We start from the raw sequence: 16,382 nt of genomic DNA, 5'->3' as shown, positions 1-16,382 counted from the left end.
CACCCCAGCCGGACCCGCCCCCTGGCGGGTCCGTCATGAAAGCCTGGATTGGACGGGCAGGCGCACGTGGAAGGTACTACCCTCGCCCTCCACACCCCGGGACTCCGCCCAGATGCGCCCACCATGTTGCTCGATAATGCCCTGGGAAATCGTCAACCCCAAGCCAAGACCGCCATAACGTGCGCCATGGGCCTGCCCGAAGCGTTCGAAGATGAGCGCAAGCTTCTCCGAGGGGATGCCAATGCCATGGTCCCTCACCCGGAGCGCCACCTGGCCATCCTCGGCCCAGACCCGCAGTTCCACCGGCCCCCCATGAGGGGAGTAGCGGATGGCGTTGGAGACCAGGTTGGTCACCACCTGCTCGATACGCCCCGGGTCCCCCCGCATGGGGAGCCGCGCGGGGGCCTCCAGACGCAGCCGATGGTCCGTGGAGAGCGCCTGCAGCCGCTCGCAGGACGTGCGCAACAGGGGCACCAGGTCGAACTCCTCCACTTCCAGGGATAACCGGCCCGTGAGCAACCGGCTCACGTCCAACAGGTCCGACACCAGCTTGGTCATCCGGTCCACCTGCCGGTCCAACCCCTCGAAGGCCCGGCGCGGCCCGTCCGTCAGCTCGTGGCCGAACTTCCGCTTCGCCAGCTGCACCTGCATCTTCGCGGCGGCCAGGGGCGTGCGCAGCTCGTGCGAGGCGGCCGCCATGAAGGCGTCCTTCGCCGCGCTCGCCCGGGCCAGCTCCTCCTCGGCCCGCTTCTGGTCGTCGATGTCCGTGGCGGTGATGATCCACCCGGTGATGCGCCCGCGCTCGTTGCGCTCCGGCACGGCGCGGCCCAGGTGCCAGCGGTACGCCAGGTCACTGTGGCGCAGCAGCCGGAACTGCACCTCGAAGGGCTGGCCGGTGCTCACCGAGTGGCACCAGGCGGCATGCACGGAGGATTGATCCTCCGCGTGCACCACCTCCGAGCGCCATAAGTCCTCCACGGCCTCCGCGGGCAGGCCGGACAGCTCCGTCCAGGCCCGGTTGCCATAGCGCAGCCGTCCATCCGGGCTGGCGGCGAACACGCACAGGGGCATGGCGTCACCGAGCAGCCGGTAGCGGTAGGCGCTCTCCCGCTCCAGGGCCTCGCGCTCGCGCCGGCGCAGCAGCGCCTCCTGCCGCTTGAGCTGCTCCTCCTTGAGGAACAGCTCCACGAAGACGGACACCTTCGAGCGCAGGATTTCCGGCGCGAAGGGCTTGAGCACATAGTCCACCGCGCCCTGGGCATAGCCCCGGAACACGTGCGAGGCGTCCCGGCTGCGCGCGGTGAGGAAGATGATGGGGATGAAGCGCGAGCGCTCGCGCTCCTTGATGAGGCGGGCCGTCTCGAAACCATCCAGCCCGGGCATCTGCACATCCAGCAGGATGAGGGCGAAGTCCTCCCGCAGCAGATGGAGGAGCGCCTCCTCTCCCGAGTGGGCCTTCACCACCTCACCCAGGTCGCCCAGGGTGGCTTCCAGCGTGAGGAGATTCGGTGCGTGGTCGTCGACCACCAGGATGCGTGCGGACGGGAGGTCCGTCCGGGCCTGATGGTCGATTCCCCCCTCGGTCCACGTCATCGCTGTCATCTGGCTCCCGCGCAAGGCTCTACCCACCGGCGAATCAACTCCAGCAGCCGCTCGGTATCGACCGGCTTCGAAAGGTAATCGGACGCGCCCGCTTCCAGGCACTTCTCGCGGTCGTCCTTCAATGCCCGCGCGGTGATGGCGATGACCGGCAGCGACGCCCACCGGGAATCCGCACGGATGGCGCGCATCGCCTGGTAGCCGTCCATCTCTGGCATCATCACGTCCAGCAGAACCACGTCCAGTTCCGGGTTCTTCTCCATCAAGTCCATGGCTGCTCGCCCGTCCTGGGCGAACGTCACATGCATGCCGTGGCTCTCCAGGACACTGGTGAGGGCGAAGATGTTGCGGGCATCGTCGTCCACCAGCAGCACCTTGCGGCCGGCGAGCGAGCGGGTGAGCTCCTTGGCCTCCTCGTTGGCCACGCGGGACTGATCCCCCACCCGGCGCAGGAAGCGGCCCACCTCGGCGAGCACCGCCTCGGGCGAGCGGGCAGCCGCCTCGAGCAGCACGGACTCGGCCGAGCGCCGCAGCCGCCGCTCGTCATCCGGCAGCAGCTGCGAGCCACTATAAAGGAGCACGGGGGGCAGGCGGGCGGGCCGGCGCACCAGCTCCACCAGCAGCTTCATCCCCCGCCCACCGGGCGCGGCCAGGTCCAATGCCAGGGCGTCCACCTCACCCCGGTCGAGCGCCATCACCGCGGCGCTCGACTCCAGCTCGCGCATCTCCAGGGACTCGCCCATGTCGATGAGCTGCTGGACGCAGTCACGCAGCTCGGGCTTGGGGTCCACCAGCAGCAGCTTCCGGGGCGCGCCGTTGGGCTTGAGCTCCAGGTGGCTGAAGGCGCCCTGGATGGCCTCGGGAGAGAAGGGCCGGTCGAGGTAGGCGAAGCCGCCACCACACGAGGCGCCGCGCATCCGGTCCACGCTCACCATCTGGACGGGGATGCGGCGGGTGCGCGGGTCGCGCTTGAGGCGGTCCAGCACGCTCCACCCGTCGATGACGGGCAGGCCGAGCTGCAGGACGATGGCGTACGGCTTGAGCCGCTGGGCCAGCGAGAGCGCCACGTCACCCCGGGTGGCCACCAGCGCCTTCAGGCCGTGCTGGCGCGCGGCGGTCACCAGACCGTGGGCGAACTCCACGTCGTCCACCGCCACCAGCAGCACGTTGTCATCCGCGCCCAGGCTGTCCCGGTCGTCCACCAGCGGGTGGGGGGCCGCGGTGCCGTGCACCGTGTCACGCGGCAACAGCTCGCGCAGCATGGGGGTGTAGCCCACGTCCGCGTCGCTGGCCGGCTCGCCCCCACGCTCGGGGCCGCTGTAGCTGCGCGGCAGGTAGAGGGTGAAGGTGCTGCCCGCGCCGCGAGCGCTCTTCACGCGAATCTCTCCGCCCAGCAACCGCGCCAGCTCGCGGCTGATGGAGAGCCCCAGGCCGGTGCCGCCGTACTTGCGGCTGGTGGTGCCATCCGCCTGCTGGAAGGCCTCGAAGATGAGCTTCTGCTTGTCCTCGGGGATGCCAATGCCCGTGTCGATGACGGAGAAGGCCAGCACCGTGTCCGCCTCCACCAGCTCGGGGGCGGCGAAGCGCTCCTCGGCGTCCGCCATGCGGATGCGCAGCGTCACCTGGCCCGTGCTGGTGAACTTGAAGGCGTTGGACAGCAGGTTCTTGAGGATCTGCTGCAACCGCTTCGGATCCGTGAAGACGGTGGCCGGCACTTCCGGGCCCACCTCGGTGAGGAAGCCCAGGTGCTTCTGCTCGGCCACGGGGCCGAAGGTGCGGCGGGCGAACTCCACCAGCTCCGCCACGGCGGAGTCGCGCGGCTCCACCTGCATCTTCCCCGCCTCCACCTTGGACAGGTCGAGGATTTCGTTGATGAGGGACAGCAGGTCCCCACCCGAGGAGTAGATGGTCTCGGCGTACTCCACCTGCTTGCGGCCGAGTGAGCCGTCGGAGTTGTCCGCGAGCAGCTTGGCCAGCACCAGCATGCTGTTGAGCGGCGTGCGCAGCTCGTGGGACATGTTGGCGAGGAACTCGCTCTTGTACTTGGAGATGAGCGAGAGCTGCTCGGCCTTCTCCTCCAGGGAGGAGCGCGCCTGCTCCACCTCGCGGTTCTTCTCCTCCACCTTGATGTTCTGCTGCTCGAGCAGTTTGGCCTTCTCCTCCAGCTCGAGGGCCTGGGCCTCCAGCGCCGAGTTGGAGCGCTTGAGCTCCTCCTGCTGCTGGGTGAGCTCGCGCGACTGGCTCTGCAGCTCGTTGGCGAGGCTCTGCGACTGGCGCAGCAGCTCCTCGGTGCGCATGTTGGCCATGATCATGTTCAACACCACGCCAATGCTCTCGGTGAGCTGGTCCAGGAAGATCTGGTGGATGGTGCTGAACGGGTGGAAGGAGGCCAGCTCGATGATGGCCTTCACCGCGCCCTCGAAGAGGACGGGCAGGACGATGACGTTGAGGGGGCTGGCCTCGCCCAGGCCGGAGGTGATGCGGATGTAGTCCGCCGGCACGTGGGTGAGGAGGATGGTCTTCTTCTCCAGGGCGCACTGGCCCACCAGGCCCTCGCCGAGGCGGAAGCGGTTGCCCACGTTCTTGCGCTCGCGGTAGGCGTAGCTGGAGGTGAGCTTGGCCACGGGCGCGCCATCCTCGGAGTCCATGAGGAAGAAGGCGCCGTGGTGCGCGGAGACCAGGGGCGTCAGCTCGGACATGATGAGCCGGGAGACGGCCTCCAGGTTCTTCTGGCCCTGCATCATGCCGGAGAACTTCGCGAGGTTCGTCTTCAGCCAGTCCTGCTCGGTGTTCTTCTGCGTCGTCTCCTTCAGGTTGACGATCATCTGGTTGATGATGTCGGACAGGGCCGCCACCTCGCCCTGCGCATCCACCGAGATGGACCGGGTCAGGTCACCCTTCGTCACGGCGGTGGCCACCTCGGAGATGGCGCGCACTTGAGACGTCAGGTTGCCGGCCAGCTGGTTCACGTTGTCGGTCAGCTGCCTCCAGGCGCCGCGGGCACCGGGCACCTTGGCCTGGCCACCCAGCTTCCCTTCGATACCCACCTCGCGGGCCACCGTGGACACCTGCTGGGCGAAGGTGCCCAGGGTGTCGGTCATGCTGTTGATGGTGTCCGCCAGCGCGGCCACCTCGCCCTTCGCGTCGACGACCAGCTTCTGGGTGAGGTCTCCATTGGCGACCGCCGTCACCACCTTGACGATGCCGCGCACCTGGGTCGTCAGGTTGCGGGCCATCAGGTTCACGTTGTCCGTGAGGTCCTTCCACGTACCGGCGACACCGGGCACACGCGCCTGGCCACCCAGCTTGCCCTCGGTACCCACCTCGCGGGCGACGCGCGTCACCTCGGAGGCGAACGCGTTGAGCTGATCCACCATCGTGTTGATGGTGTCCTTCAGCTCGAGAATCTCGCCCTTCGCATCGACGGTGATCTTCTTGGACAGGTCACCGTTCGCCACCGCCGTCGTCACCTTGGCGATGTTGCGCACCTGGTTGGTGAGGTTGGACGCCATCGAGTTCACGCTGTCGGTCAGGTCCTTCCAGACGCCCGACACGCCCTGCACCTCGGCCTGGCCGCCCAGCTTTCCTTCCGTCCCCACCTCGCGCGCGACGCGCGTCACCTCCGCGGCGAAGGACCGGAGCTGGTCCACCATCGTATTGATGGTGTTCTTCAGCTCGAGGATTTCCCCCTTCACGTCGACGGTGATCTTCCGCGACAGGTCTCCATTGGCCACCGCCGTGGTCACCAGCGCGATGTTTCGCACCTGGCTGGTGAGGTTGGAGGCCATGAAGTTCACGTTGTCCGTGAGGTCCTTCCACGTACCGGAGACGCCGGGCACGTCCGCCTGACCGCCCAGCTTTCCTTCCGTACCCACTTCCTTCGCGACGCGGGTCACCTCACCGGCGAACGAGCGGAGCTGCTCCACCATCGTATTGATGGTGTTCTTCAGCTCGAGCACCTCGCCCCGGGCGTCGACCGTGATCTTCTTGGACAGGTCACCGCGGGCGACGGCCGTGCTGACTTCCGCGATGTTGCGCACCTGCGCGGTCAGGTTGTTGGCGAGCAGGTTCACGTTGTCCGTGAGGTCCTTCCACGTCCCCGCCACACCCGGCACGTCCGCCTGGGCGCCCAGCTTGCCTTCCACGCCCACCGTCTTGGCGACGCTCGTCACCTGGTCGGCGAAGATGCCCAGGGTCTTCGTCATGCTGTTGAGCGTGTCGGCCAGCGCGGCCACCTCGCCCTTCGCATCCACCACCAGGCGCTGGGACAGGTCGCCGTTGGCGACCGCCGTCACCACCTTCACGATGCCTCGCACCTGGGTCGTCAGGTTGGAGGCCATCAGGTTCACGTTGTCCGTGAGGTCCTTCCACACGCCGGACACGCCGGGCACGTCGGCCTGGCCTCCCAGCTTTCCTTCCGTACCCACTTCCTTCGCGACGCGCGTCACTTCGCCAGCGAACGAGCGGAGCTGATCCACCATCGTGTTGACGGTGTTCTTCAGCTCGAGCACCTCGCCTCGCGCATCGACCGTGATCTTGCGCGACAGGTCACCCCGCGCCACCGAGGTCGTCACCTCGGCGATGTTTCGCACCTGCGCGGTCAGGTTGTTGGCCAGCTGGTTCACGCTGTCCGTGAGGTCCTTCCACGTACCGGCCACCCCGGGCACCCGCGCCTGGCCGCCCAGCTTCCCTTCCGTACCGACTTCACGCGCGACGCGCGTCACTTCGGCGGCGAAGGAGCTCAGCTGGTCCACCATCGCGTTCACCGTGGTGCCGATGCGGAGGAACTCGCCCTTCACCGGCTGCCCGGGCAGGTCCAACGCCATCTTCTGGGTGAGGTCACCTCGGGCCACCGCGCCCAGCACGCGCGCCACCTCGGTGGTGGGCTGCACCAGGTCCGCGATGAGCGAGTTGATGGAGCCGATGCTCGAGGCCCAGCCTCCGCTCACCGGGCCCAGCGAGGCGCGCTCCGCCATCTGTCCCTCGCGGCCCACCACGCGCTCCACGCGCACCAGCTCGTCCTGCATCCGCTGGTTCATCGCCACCATGGCGTTGAAGGTGAGGGCGATCTCCTCCATCGCCGCCGGCTGCGCTTCCGGTGGCAGCCGGACGGAGAAGTCTCCGTAGGTCACGGCACGCATCGACTCCAGCAGCGTCTCGAGTGCCGCCGCCGTCGCGCTCCTTCGTGGACGGGGGTGCGAATGGCGCGCCAGGGTGGTGGTCTTGCGGATCTTCTTCCCGGTCTGGGTACGGGTGGGGTGACGGTTGCGGCTCTTCACGCGTCTGCTCCAGTGCGGGTGGATGGGCGTAGACCCAACCGGAGGACTTCTTCCATTCGTTCCTGCTGGTGAAATGCCCCTCACGGGAGCAGGCGGCCGGACGAGCGCACACGCCCCCCGGAATGCCCCGCACCGGCGCCCGGGCATGCCAGGGAGGGGAATGAAGGGCTCGCGGTGGGTTGTCCCCTCCGTCCAGCCCGAACGAAAGGAATGCCGTTTGAAGAAGTCCTGGATGCTTTCCGGTCTCCTGCTGCTCCCCACCGTGGCGAGCGCGAGCGTTCTGTGGAAGGGCGATTTCGAGACTGGGAACATGTCCCAGTGGAACAAGGTGGAGATGGTCAACAGCAACCGTCTCCTCGTGGAGGCCGACCGGGTGCGCGAGGGCAGCTATGCCATGCGCGTGCAGGTGGATCAGGGCGACAAGCCCATCCAGGCCAGCGGCAACCGCAACGAGCTGGTCTACGTGGATGCCTCCCTCATGAATGGAGGGGGCGAAGGGGCGGAGCGGTACTACTCCTGGAGCACGCTCTTCGACGAGAGCTACCCCAGCGCGAGCACCTGGCAGGTCTTCACCCAGTGGCACCACACGGGCCTGACGGGCTCACCTCCCATGGAGTTCTACGTCTTCGGCGAGGAGCTGCGGATGCGCGTGGGCGGGGAACGGGCGCAGGACGTCTGGAAGGCGCCCCTGCAGCGCGGCGTCTGGAACGACTTCGTGGTGCACGTGAAGTGGAGCGCCGACCCGGGCGTGGGCTTCGTGGAGATGTTCCACAATGGACAGCAGGTCGTTCCGCTCACGCCCATGGCCACGCTGTACCCGGGCCAGGGCGTCTACGTGAAGCAGGGCCTCTACCGGAACGAGACCATCGCGCCCCAGGGCGTGGTGTTCCACGACGGCTTCACCGTGGCCACCGACCTGGCGGACGTGCTCTCGCCCGCCCAGCCCGCCGCCACCGCCGCGTACTGAACCGGACAGCCGAGGGCTCTACCTCGGGGAGAGGGTGAGGCGCGTCGTCGACAGCGGGCGGCCCTGGGCATCCGTGAAGCTCGCCTGGACCTCCAGCGGCCCGGCGAGCCAGCCGCCCTCCACCGGCGTGCTGTAGGGCAACAGCTGGTCCACCCCCGCCGGGATGGCCGCCGCCTCGCCCTCTCGCGGGAAGAACTGGAGCGGCTCCCCGCCGGGCGGCGTCCCCACCACCGAGAGCCGTGCCCCCTCCGGCGCCGTGTAGCTGAACTGCACCGCGCCTCCCTCCGCGCAGACCAGCGTCCCGCCCGGCCGCGCCTCACCTTTCACCGCTCCGTCCGCCCCCACGCAGAAGGCCCGCAGGCCCCAGGCCTTCGTGCCCGTCTCCGCTCCGCGAGACCGCCACTCCTCGGGCCCGGCCGGCTGCGTCTCCAGGCGCGGCACCACCACCAGCACCAGCACGGTGCAGACCGCCAGCCCCAGCGCCGCGGGCACGAAGAATCCCTCGAAGAAGCGCTTGCGCTCGGGAACGGGGGCCCGGGCCGGCTTCGCGGCCGCCGCCACGCGCGCCAGCAGCTCCTTCTCCAGCAGCGCCTCCCGGCCCGCCGGCAGCGCGCGCTTCTCCAGCGCCGACTCCACCCGGCCCAGCTTGTCGTAGGCCTCGCGGCACTCCTCGCACCCCGCCGCGTGCGCGCGCAGCCGCGTGTAGCCCTCTCCGTCCAGCTCCCCCTGGAAGAGCGCCGCCAGCGCCTGCTTCGCCTGTCTGTCCGCGCACCTCGTCATGACTGGCCTCGCCGCTTGAAGAAGCTCCACCCCTTCACTTCCATCCCTTCCAGGTAGCCGCGGGCTTGAAGGAACTCGAGCAGCCGCGTCTTCAACCCCAGCTCCCGGCGCCTCACCTGGATGCGTGTCAGCCCCAGCCGCTCCGCCGCTCCCTCCTGCGCCAGCTCCTCCTCGCCGAAGCGCAGCTCGAACAGCCGCCGCTCCTCCTCCGTCAGCCCCTCCTTGAAGCTCGCCAGCAGCGCCTCCACCTCCCGGTCCTCCAGCGTCTGCGCCAGCCCCGCGCCCTCTTCCGGCACCTCGCCCTTGCCCTCGAAGGGCTCCAACCCCACCGCCACCTCGCGCTGCCTGGACTGCTCCAGCAACACGTTGCGCGCGATGCCCACCAGGAAGTGCCCGTAAGGTCTCACCCCGTCGTACGCCGCCCGCGTCCTCGGCTCGAAGGCACGGGCGAACGTCTCCAGCACCGTGTTCTCCAGCTCCAGCGCGCCCCTGGCATGCCCGACCCTCCGCCACGCCATGGCCCTCAGCCCCCGTGCCAGCGCCTCGGCATGTGCCCGGTACACACGTCCCAGGGTCTCTGGTTCACCCTCCCGGAAGCGCTGCAATGTCCGCTCATCCCACTCCATCCCTCGGCGACTTACCGTGCCCCGCCGCCCGCGTCATCCACCTGTCAGGTTGAAATTGTCCGTTGTCGGTTGGGTTGGATCGTCCAGGCTCGAAAATCCTCCCGTCCAATGATCGACACAGTGCGTCCTCCCTCTGTGCCACCCTCGCGTACCCGTAGCACCTTGCGGCCCTCTCACCCTCCCGGAGACACTCTGCCGTGCATGCGACTCCTCCGATGCGCTCCGCTGGCCCTGTCGTGGGCCCTGCTCCTCGTCGGCGCCGCCGCGAGCGCCGCACCCGAGCAGGTGAGCTACGCCCTCATCGTCGCCAACAACACCGGGCTCGAGCCCAAGCAGGCGCCCCTGCGCTACGCCGACGATGACGGGGCGCGCTATTACGAGCTCTTCGCCCCCCGCACCCGGGAGGCGGTGCTCCTCTCGGTGATGGACTCGGAGACCCAGGCGCTCCACCCGGGGCTCGCCGCCCGGACGCGCCCGCCCACCCGCGCCGCGCTCAAGGAGGCCCTCGGCCGTCTGAATGCCCGCATGTCCGAGGACAGGGCACGCGGCGCCATCCCGGTGCTGTATTTCGTCTTCACCGGCCATGGAAAGCGCGGGGCCGCTGGCGAGGGCACGGTGAGCCTCCTGGATGGGCCCTTCACCCGCACGGAGCTGTTCTCGCAGGTCATCGCACCCAGCACCGCCAGCTTCATCCACCTCATCGTGGATGCGTGTGATTCGTACTTCTTCGTCAACTCGCGCGGCGCGCTGCCGGTGGCTCCCGCCCAGGTGCAGGCGGTGCAGGGCCTGCTGGCCACGCGCGAGCTGGCGCGCTACCCGCATGTGGGCGCCGTGCTGTCCACCTCCCGCGAGCAGGAGAGCCACGAGTGGAGCGCCATCCGCTCGGGCGTCTTCAGCCACCAGGTGCGCTCGGCGCTCGCCGGTGCCGCGGACGTCAACGCGGACGGGCGCATCGAGTACTCGGAGCTGAGCGCCTTCGTCGCCGCCGCCAACCAGGGCGTGGCGGACGTGCGCGGCCGGCTCGACGTGTCCATCCAACCGCCCGCGCTCGACCGCTCCGCGCCCCTGGTGAACCTGGGGGACAAGGCGCGCCTGGGCTTCCTCCTGCTCCCCGCGGGACTGGAGGGCCGGCTCTGGGTGGAGGATGCACGCGGCCTGCGCGTGGCGGAGTTCAACAAGGAGCGTGAGCGCTCACTCGTGCTGGGGCTGCCGCTCGCGTCCAGCTACTTCCTGCACGCGCCAGGACGCGAGGCCCCCTTCCCGCTCACCCGGGCGGGCGCGGTGGTGGACGCCGCGAGCCTCACCTGGCGCGAGAACACCTTCGCCTCGCGTGGCGCCGTGCAGGACGCCTTCGAGGAGAAGCTCTTCTCCGTGCCCTTCGGCCCCCGCTTCTACACCGGCTACATGGCCAGCCTCGGGCAGACGCCCGTGGCGCCCGAGCAACAGGCAGACCTGTCTCCATGAGTCTCCCCTCCTTCGCGCTGATGCTGTCGCTGGCGGGGGCACCTGCCCCGTGTGGAGGCGAGCGGGTGGTGCTCGTCCCCTTCCAACCCGTGGCGCTCCCGAGCGCCGAGGCGCGCCAGTTGGAGGACGCCGTGCGCCGAGCGGTGGAGAGCACCTCCGGCCTCTGTCTGGAGTCTCGCGCGAGCACAGTGGCCAAGGTGCGCGACCAGGGAGGCCGGCTCCCCGGCTGCGTGAACGCGGCGTGCCGGGGCTCGCAGACACAGGCGCTCGGCGCGGAGCGGCTGGTGCGCGGCGTGGCGCTCGGCGTGGGCGGAGGGCGCTCCGTGGCGCTCACGCTGGTGGACCGCGAGGGCCAGGAGTCCCATACCTTCGTCCAGCTCTCCGGAGAGGGACTTCCTCCCGGAATGGAGGAGGCTCGGGCTCGCGAGGCCTTCGGTGAGCTCTGGGCGGCGCGGCCCTCGCCCCGGAAGGAGAAGGGCGTGAGGAAGGCGTGGCCCACCGTGATGCTGGCGGCCGGAGGTGTCGCGCTCGCGGCCGGAGTGGGCTTCGGACTGGCCGCGCGCCGCTCGCAGGCGGGCCTCTCCACGGGCAACGCGGGCTGCACCGGCGAGGGCGAGGCCTTCCGCTCGTGCTTCGCCGGACGCCTGCGGCAGGGGCAACAACAGACCCGCACGGCCAACCTGCTGATGGGAGCCGGCGCGCTGCTGGGCGCGGGCGGGGCCGTCTTCTTCGTCTGGGAGACACCGTGAAGCACTGGCCGACGGTGTGGGGACTGGCCGCGCTGCTCGGGCTCGCGGCCTGCGTGTTCCAACCGGACCTCTCCCGCTTCCCCGTGTGCGATGCCCAGGGCGCGTGCGCCTCGGGCTGGACGTGTCTGGCCTCCGAGGGCGTCTGTCTCCCGGACTGCGGTGAACGAGGCCCCTGCCCCACCGGGTTGGACTCGGATGGGGGCACGCCGGAGCCGGGCGCGGACGCTGGCACCACGGACTCGGGCGTCCCGGACTCGGGGCCGGAGCCGCTCCTGCTCCTCCCGGATGGCCCCGGGCCGGGGTTGGAGTTGGCGAGCTTCCTCTACCGGTTCCAGGCGAGCGGCGGGACTCCGCCCTACACCTTCTCCTCCCCCGGGCAGCTTCCGCCGGGCCTGGAGCTCAACGCGAAGGGCGAGCTGTCCGGCAAGCCCACCGCGGCCGGAGACTTCCGCTTCACCCTTGAAGTGGTGGACCAGGACACGACGCCCCAGCGCGCCAGCCAGGAGTTCTCCCTGAGCATCCGGCCCCTACTGCGCATGGCCGGGCCGGGCTTCCTGGCGGATGTGCCGAGCGGCAAACCCTATACGGAACAGCTCTCGGCCACCGGGGGCAAGCTGCCCTACAAGTTCGAGCTCGTCGCGGGCAGCACCCTGCCCGGCAACATCATCCTGCTCCCCAATGGGAGGCTCGAGGGGAACCCGGACAATGGGGGCGTCACTCGCGCCTTCGAGGTGCGGGTGACGGACTCCGACGAGCCTCCGCAGGTCGTCACCCGGACGCTTCAAATCACCACCGGCTCCTGCCAGACCCTGTACATGTGCGTGCTGACCCGCGCCGTCCCCGATGGGCGCCAGGGCTCGGCCTACACCTATACCCTCCAGACTTCCGGCAGCACGGGCACCGTCACCTGGAAGGTGGCGGCTGGCAGCACCCTTCCCCCGGGTCTCATGCTGTCGAGTACGGGCATCCTCTCCGGCACGCCCACGCAGGCGGCGGTGGAACCGTACGGCTTCACCCTCACCGTATCGGACGCGTTCGACACGAAGCAGTTGAAGCTGTCGCTGAAGGTCGACTGAGTGCCTCGGCCGGCGCGGAGATCCACTCCCTCGCGCCTCCTTCAATACCCCTCGTGAGCCAGTCGCGAGGGATGCATCATCCGTCTGAGCAGCCGAGGGGGAGTCTCCATCGCTGGAGTTCCCTCCTCGCGGGTCTGGGATTGGCGGGGCTGGTCGTGGCGCCCCTGCGCTCGACCGAGCCCCCTTGCGCCTACGTGCTGCGCCGGGCCGATCCCACCCCCGTGGTGATGCCAGCCATTCCCCTCGTCCACCTCGACGAGCCCGGCCACGGCCGAGCCCTGTCACCGCGCACGTGCACCCGTGAGGGCGAGAGCACTCCCGCCCTCGTCGTCCCCGTCCACGCCTCGCTGTTCGAGAGCCCGGAAACACTCATGGAGGTGGGGTCCATCGTGCTCGACTTCGGGGCGCACCCGGTAACCCGGCCCGGGCACGTCCTCACCCTCGAGGGCGGCGACCTCCTCGTCCTCCCCTCGCCCGGCGACGCCACTCCCACCACCTCGTGGGACATGCCCGAGCCCTCCATCACCTTCCGGTTGGGCGGCATCCCGACGACGGCCCGCTACCTCCCACCCACCCGCGACCTGGCCGTGGAGAGCACCGCGAAAAGGGTGCCCTGAAACCGCCCGGAAAATAATTTTTAAATCCAGGCGATCCAATGACAGGGGCTTTTCCCAAGAAATGAAGGAAGGCGCGATGCAGGCGGGGCACGAGCTCCGACCGAAGAACCCTCCTCGCGCCTCTTGAGGAGCACCCCATGAGCACCCGTCACCTGAAGCGTTTCCTCGTTGGCGCCGCGTTCGCTGGCATGGCCGTGCCGGGCCTGGCCATGGCCGAGCCCACCTGCGTCTACGTCATCGGCCACGTCGACTCGTACACGGTGGCCACGCCGGCCGTCACCGTCGTCGTCCCGGACAGCGATGCCGCCATCCAGCCCATCCAGGTCCACCTGGATGAGACGGGGCAGACCATCCTCGGCTACTCGGTGAGCCTGCCCGGCCCGGTGCTGGGCACGGATGGCTCGCCGGTGTTCGTCCCGGGCCTCACCCAGAACATCCCCTCCCTCTCCGTCACCATCCCGGAGCTCAACCTCACGCCCAACCGCTGCATCAACCTCGATGGCGTGAGCACCCCGGCGGTCCCCGTCTACATCCCCGCCTCGGCCATCACCCTGCCGGGGGGCACCGCGGACGTGGGCGGCATCGTGCTCAACATCGTGGGACAGCCGCTGACGGCGCCCGGCAAGGTCATCACCTTCGACGGCAAGACGATCGTCATCCCCGAGCGCGACGCCGGCATCCCAAGCATCCCGGTGGGCACGCCCGACCAGAGCATCACCGTCGACATCAACGGCACCGTGCAGACCGCCCACTACCTGACGCCGCCGTCGAACTGACCGGACGGCGGATCCAAGGCGGAAAGCCCGCCGCAATGAAGACGGGGGGCGCCCGCGGTCACACACCGCGGGCCCTCCATCACAGCTCGGGGAAACACATCGCATGAACGCCATCAAGACGCTGGGCCTCACCCTCACCACCACCGCCCTCCTCTCCGGCTGCGGCGCCTCCAGCTCGGACGCGGAGACGGCCCGGATCCGCTCGACCAGCGCCGCGCTCAAGGGGAAGAAGCCCGTCGTGGAGCCGGAGCAGCCCTCCGCCACGCCCCCGAGCGCCTGCACCGCCCTCTACTCCAACCCCCAGGCGCAGGCGGCTCTCACCCAGGCAGTGGTGGAGCCGGGACTCGCCGCCGACGGAATGGTGAAGACGCTCATCCTCTCCTTCAACACGCAGGAGGCGGTGGCGCCCGCGGTGGACCTGCTGAAGAGCACGCTCGGCCTGTCGCTGGGTGACAAGCTCGGAGCCTTCCAGGCGCTGCCCATGGTGGCGATCAAGGTCCCCGTCACCCCGGTGCTGCTGGGCACGCTGCGCACGGTGCTGCAGCCGCTCGGCCTCATCTCCATCTACCAGGACCGGCCGCTGCACTACTTCCTGGACGAGAGCGTCCACTACATCGGCGCGGACACGGCGCGCACGGCCTACGGTGCCACCGGCGCGGGCGTGGGCGTGGGCGTCATCGACTCGGGCGTGGACGGCACGCACGGGGACTTCCCCAACCTGGTGAAGAACGTGAAGGTGGTGGCCCCCATCGTGGAAGTGGGCGTGGGCGGCGCGCTCTACGTGGACGTGCCCAACAGCGATCTCACTAGCGGCCACGGCACGCACGTGGCGAGCACCATCGGCGGCTCGGGGGCGCGCTCCGGCGGTAAGTACAAGGGCGTGGCCCCGGGCGCGAAGCTGCTCGCGGTGGGCGCGGGCGAGGCCATCAGCATCCTCTACTCGCTGCAGGGCTTCGACTACCTGATGAGCCCGGACATCCGAGAGACGTACAACGTCCGCGTCATCTCCAACTCGTGGGGCTCCAGCGGCAGCCACTTCGCGCCGTTCGATCCCATCAGCATCGCCTCCAAGCGCGCCTACGACGAGGGCGTGGTGGTGGCCTTCGCGGCGGGCAACGACGGCCCGGACGCGGACACGCTCAACCCGTACAGCGCCTCGCCGTGCGTCATCTCGGTGGCGGCGGGCGCGGCCAAGGACACCAGCGCGGCCACCAACCCGCTCGTCAGCAAGGGCGTGCCGGGCCAGCTCGCCAGCTTCTCCAGCCGCGGCATCCCGGGTGACGCCAACCACCACCCGGACATCACCCTGCCCGGCGTGGCCATCGTCGCGGCGCGCGCCATCACGGCCACCGTGGCGCAGCCCTACCTGGGCCTGGACGGCCTGCACCCGGAGCCCTTCTACGCGGCGCTGGATGGCACCTCCATGGCCACCCCGCACCTGAGCGGCGTCGTCGCGCTGATGCTGGAGGTCAACCCGGCGCTCAACATGGATGGCGTGCTGGCGGCGCTGACGTCCACCGCGAAGCCCATCTACGCGCAGGACGCCACCACGGGCGCCACGCGCAAGCTCGAGGAGTGGGAGGCGGGCGCGGGCTACGCGGATGCCTACGCCGCCGTGCGCGCGGCCTCCGAGTCCGCTGGCACCCGCACCACCACCGTCACCACGGCCCTGCCCGGCTGGAGCGGCAACGTGGGCCTGACGGTGAAGCTGCCGGTGGTGGACATCAGCCTCGTCGAGGCGAAGCACGAGCACACCCTCACGGTGCCCGCGGGCGCGAACGCCCTGCGCGTCACCACCAGCTGGGGCAACCCGGCGCTCGATCTGGATCTCTACGTGTATGACCCGAGCGGCAACCTGGTGGCCAACGGCGCCACTGGCACCTCCTCCGCGGAGTCGGTGTCCATTCCGCGCCCGGTGGCGGGGACCTGGCGCGTGGTGCTGAAGGGCTACCTCAACACGCCCACCAGCTACACGGGCACCGCCGAGGTGGACACGCTCGTCCCTGTCACGCCGTAGCGCGAACCTCCACTCGCGCGACACGCCCACGGCACCGGGTCATTCCCCCGTCCGGTGCCGTGGGCATTTTTCTTCTCAGTCGTCGATGACGGGGAGGCACTCGTCCCAGCAACGGCTGTTGGCCTCCGAGCAGGTCTTGTCCTCGACGCACTTCGCGCAGTCCTCCGCCCGGGTCGCGAAATTCTTGTCGTCCTCCGACCTCGAGTTGCACTGGTCCGTACACCGGTCCACGTTGAGGTTGGCCGAGACACACTCCTGGTACCGCTCGCAGGAGACACTGCAGTCGCTCTTGCAGCCGCTCAGGGTCATCGCGAGTCCCAGGGCCGCCACCAACGTCACGATTCGGTTCTTCATAGGAGCCTCCTTCTTGGCGCGGCGCATCATGCATGCGGGCAGGCGCCCAGCAACCGCGGAACGAGCGCGTCGGGTTCC

12 protein-coding genes are annotated in these 16,382 nt (G+C 69.5%); 7 read left to right on the top strand and 5 right to left on the bottom strand.

The features are described from left to right. Nucleotides 1–33: 33 nt before the first annotated feature. Nucleotides 34–1,593 (bottom strand): sensor histidine kinase, encoded by a 1,560-nt coding sequence (locus NR810_RS39080; RefSeq protein ID WP_257460077.1) that lies wholly within the window; start codon nucleotides 1,591–1,593, stop codon nucleotides 34–36. 5 nt (nucleotides 1,594–1,598) lie between these two features. Beyond that, a complete protein-coding gene (locus NR810_RS39075) occupies nucleotides 1,599–6,878 on the bottom strand; it encodes a HAMP domain-containing protein (protein ID WP_257460076.1) in 5,280 nt (1,759 codons plus the stop codon). Nucleotides 6,879–7,110: 232 nt separating this feature from the next. Between NR810_RS39075 and NR810_RS39070 the strand changes: the two genes are divergently transcribed. Further along, the gene (locus tag NR810_RS39070; protein WP_257460075.1) at nucleotides 7,111–7,845 is read left to right on the top strand and encodes a polysaccharide lyase; all 735 of its coding nucleotides are present in this window, start codon (nucleotides 7,111–7,113) and stop codon (nucleotides 7,843–7,845) included. Nucleotides 7,846–7,863: 18 nt separating this feature from the next. On the opposite strand, the gene NR810_RS39065 is transcribed toward NR810_RS39070, so the two are convergent. Beyond that, complete coding sequence (locus tag NR810_RS39065; RefSeq protein ID WP_257460074.1) at nucleotides 7,864–8,625, bottom strand: zf-HC2 domain-containing protein; 762 nt, start codon at nucleotides 8,623–8,625, stop codon at nucleotides 7,864–7,866. After that, entirely contained in the window at nucleotides 8,622–9,188 is a 567-nt protein-coding gene (locus tag NR810_RS39060; RefSeq protein ID WP_257460072.1) for an RNA polymerase sigma factor, read from the bottom strand. The genes NR810_RS39065 and NR810_RS39060 overlap by 4 nt, the downstream gene beginning before the upstream one ends. Before the next feature lie 264 nt (nucleotides 9,189–9,452). Here NR810_RS39060 and NR810_RS39055 point away from each other — a divergent pair, with 264 nt between their 5' ends. The 6 genes from NR810_RS39055 to NR810_RS39030 all read left to right on the top strand — a co-directional run bounded on the left by NR810_RS39055 (nucleotide 9,453) and on the right by NR810_RS39030 (nucleotide 15,950). Next, the gene (locus NR810_RS39055) at nucleotides 9,453–10,715 is read left to right on the top strand and encodes a hypothetical protein (protein ID WP_257460069.1); all 1,263 of its coding nucleotides are present in this window, start codon (nucleotides 9,453–9,455) and stop codon (nucleotides 10,713–10,715) included. Further along, nucleotides 10,712–11,464 (top strand): hypothetical protein, encoded by a 753-nt coding sequence (locus tag NR810_RS39050; RefSeq protein ID WP_257460067.1) that lies wholly within the window; start codon nucleotides 10,712–10,714, stop codon nucleotides 11,462–11,464. Before NR810_RS39055 ends, NR810_RS39050 begins: the two co-directional genes overlap by 4 nt. Next, nucleotides 11,461–12,540, top strand: a complete 1,080-nt coding sequence (locus tag NR810_RS39045; RefSeq protein ID WP_257460066.1) for an Ig domain-containing protein — start codon at nucleotides 11,461–11,463, stop codon at nucleotides 12,538–12,540. The genes NR810_RS39050 and NR810_RS39045 overlap by 4 nt, the downstream gene beginning before the upstream one ends. A 71-nt stretch (nucleotides 12,541–12,611) precedes the next feature. Beyond that, nucleotides 12,612–13,157: a hypothetical protein gene (locus NR810_RS39040; protein WP_257460065.1), complete on the top strand. Its 546-nt coding sequence runs from the start codon at nucleotides 12,612–12,614 to the stop codon at nucleotides 13,155–13,157. Nucleotides 13,158–13,294: 137 nt separating this feature from the next. After that, on the top strand, nucleotides 13,295–13,933 hold the full coding sequence (locus NR810_RS39035; RefSeq protein ID WP_257460064.1) for a hypothetical protein: 639 nt from the start codon (nucleotides 13,295–13,297) through the stop codon (nucleotides 13,931–13,933). Between the two features lie 103 nt (nucleotides 13,934–14,036). Further along, nucleotides 14,037–15,950 (top strand): S8 family serine peptidase, encoded by a 1,914-nt coding sequence (locus NR810_RS39030; protein WP_257460062.1) that lies wholly within the window; start codon nucleotides 14,037–14,039, stop codon nucleotides 15,948–15,950. A 75-nt stretch (nucleotides 15,951–16,025) separates the two neighbouring features. On the opposite strand, the gene NR810_RS39025 is transcribed toward NR810_RS39030, so the two are convergent. Continuing rightward, nucleotides 16,026–16,304: a hypothetical protein gene (locus tag NR810_RS39025; RefSeq protein ID WP_257460061.1), complete on the bottom strand. Its 279-nt coding sequence runs from the start codon at nucleotides 16,302–16,304 to the stop codon at nucleotides 16,026–16,028. Nucleotides 16,305–16,382: the final 78 nt, after the last annotated feature.

This window comes from Archangium lipolyticum, assembly GCF_024623785.1.
Lineage (GTDB): Bacteria > Myxococcota > Myxococcia > Myxococcales > Myxococcaceae > Archangium > Archangium lipolyticum.
The sequence above is the reverse complement of the archived record's forward strand: the minus strand, read 5'-3'. Positions and strand labels throughout refer to the sequence as shown.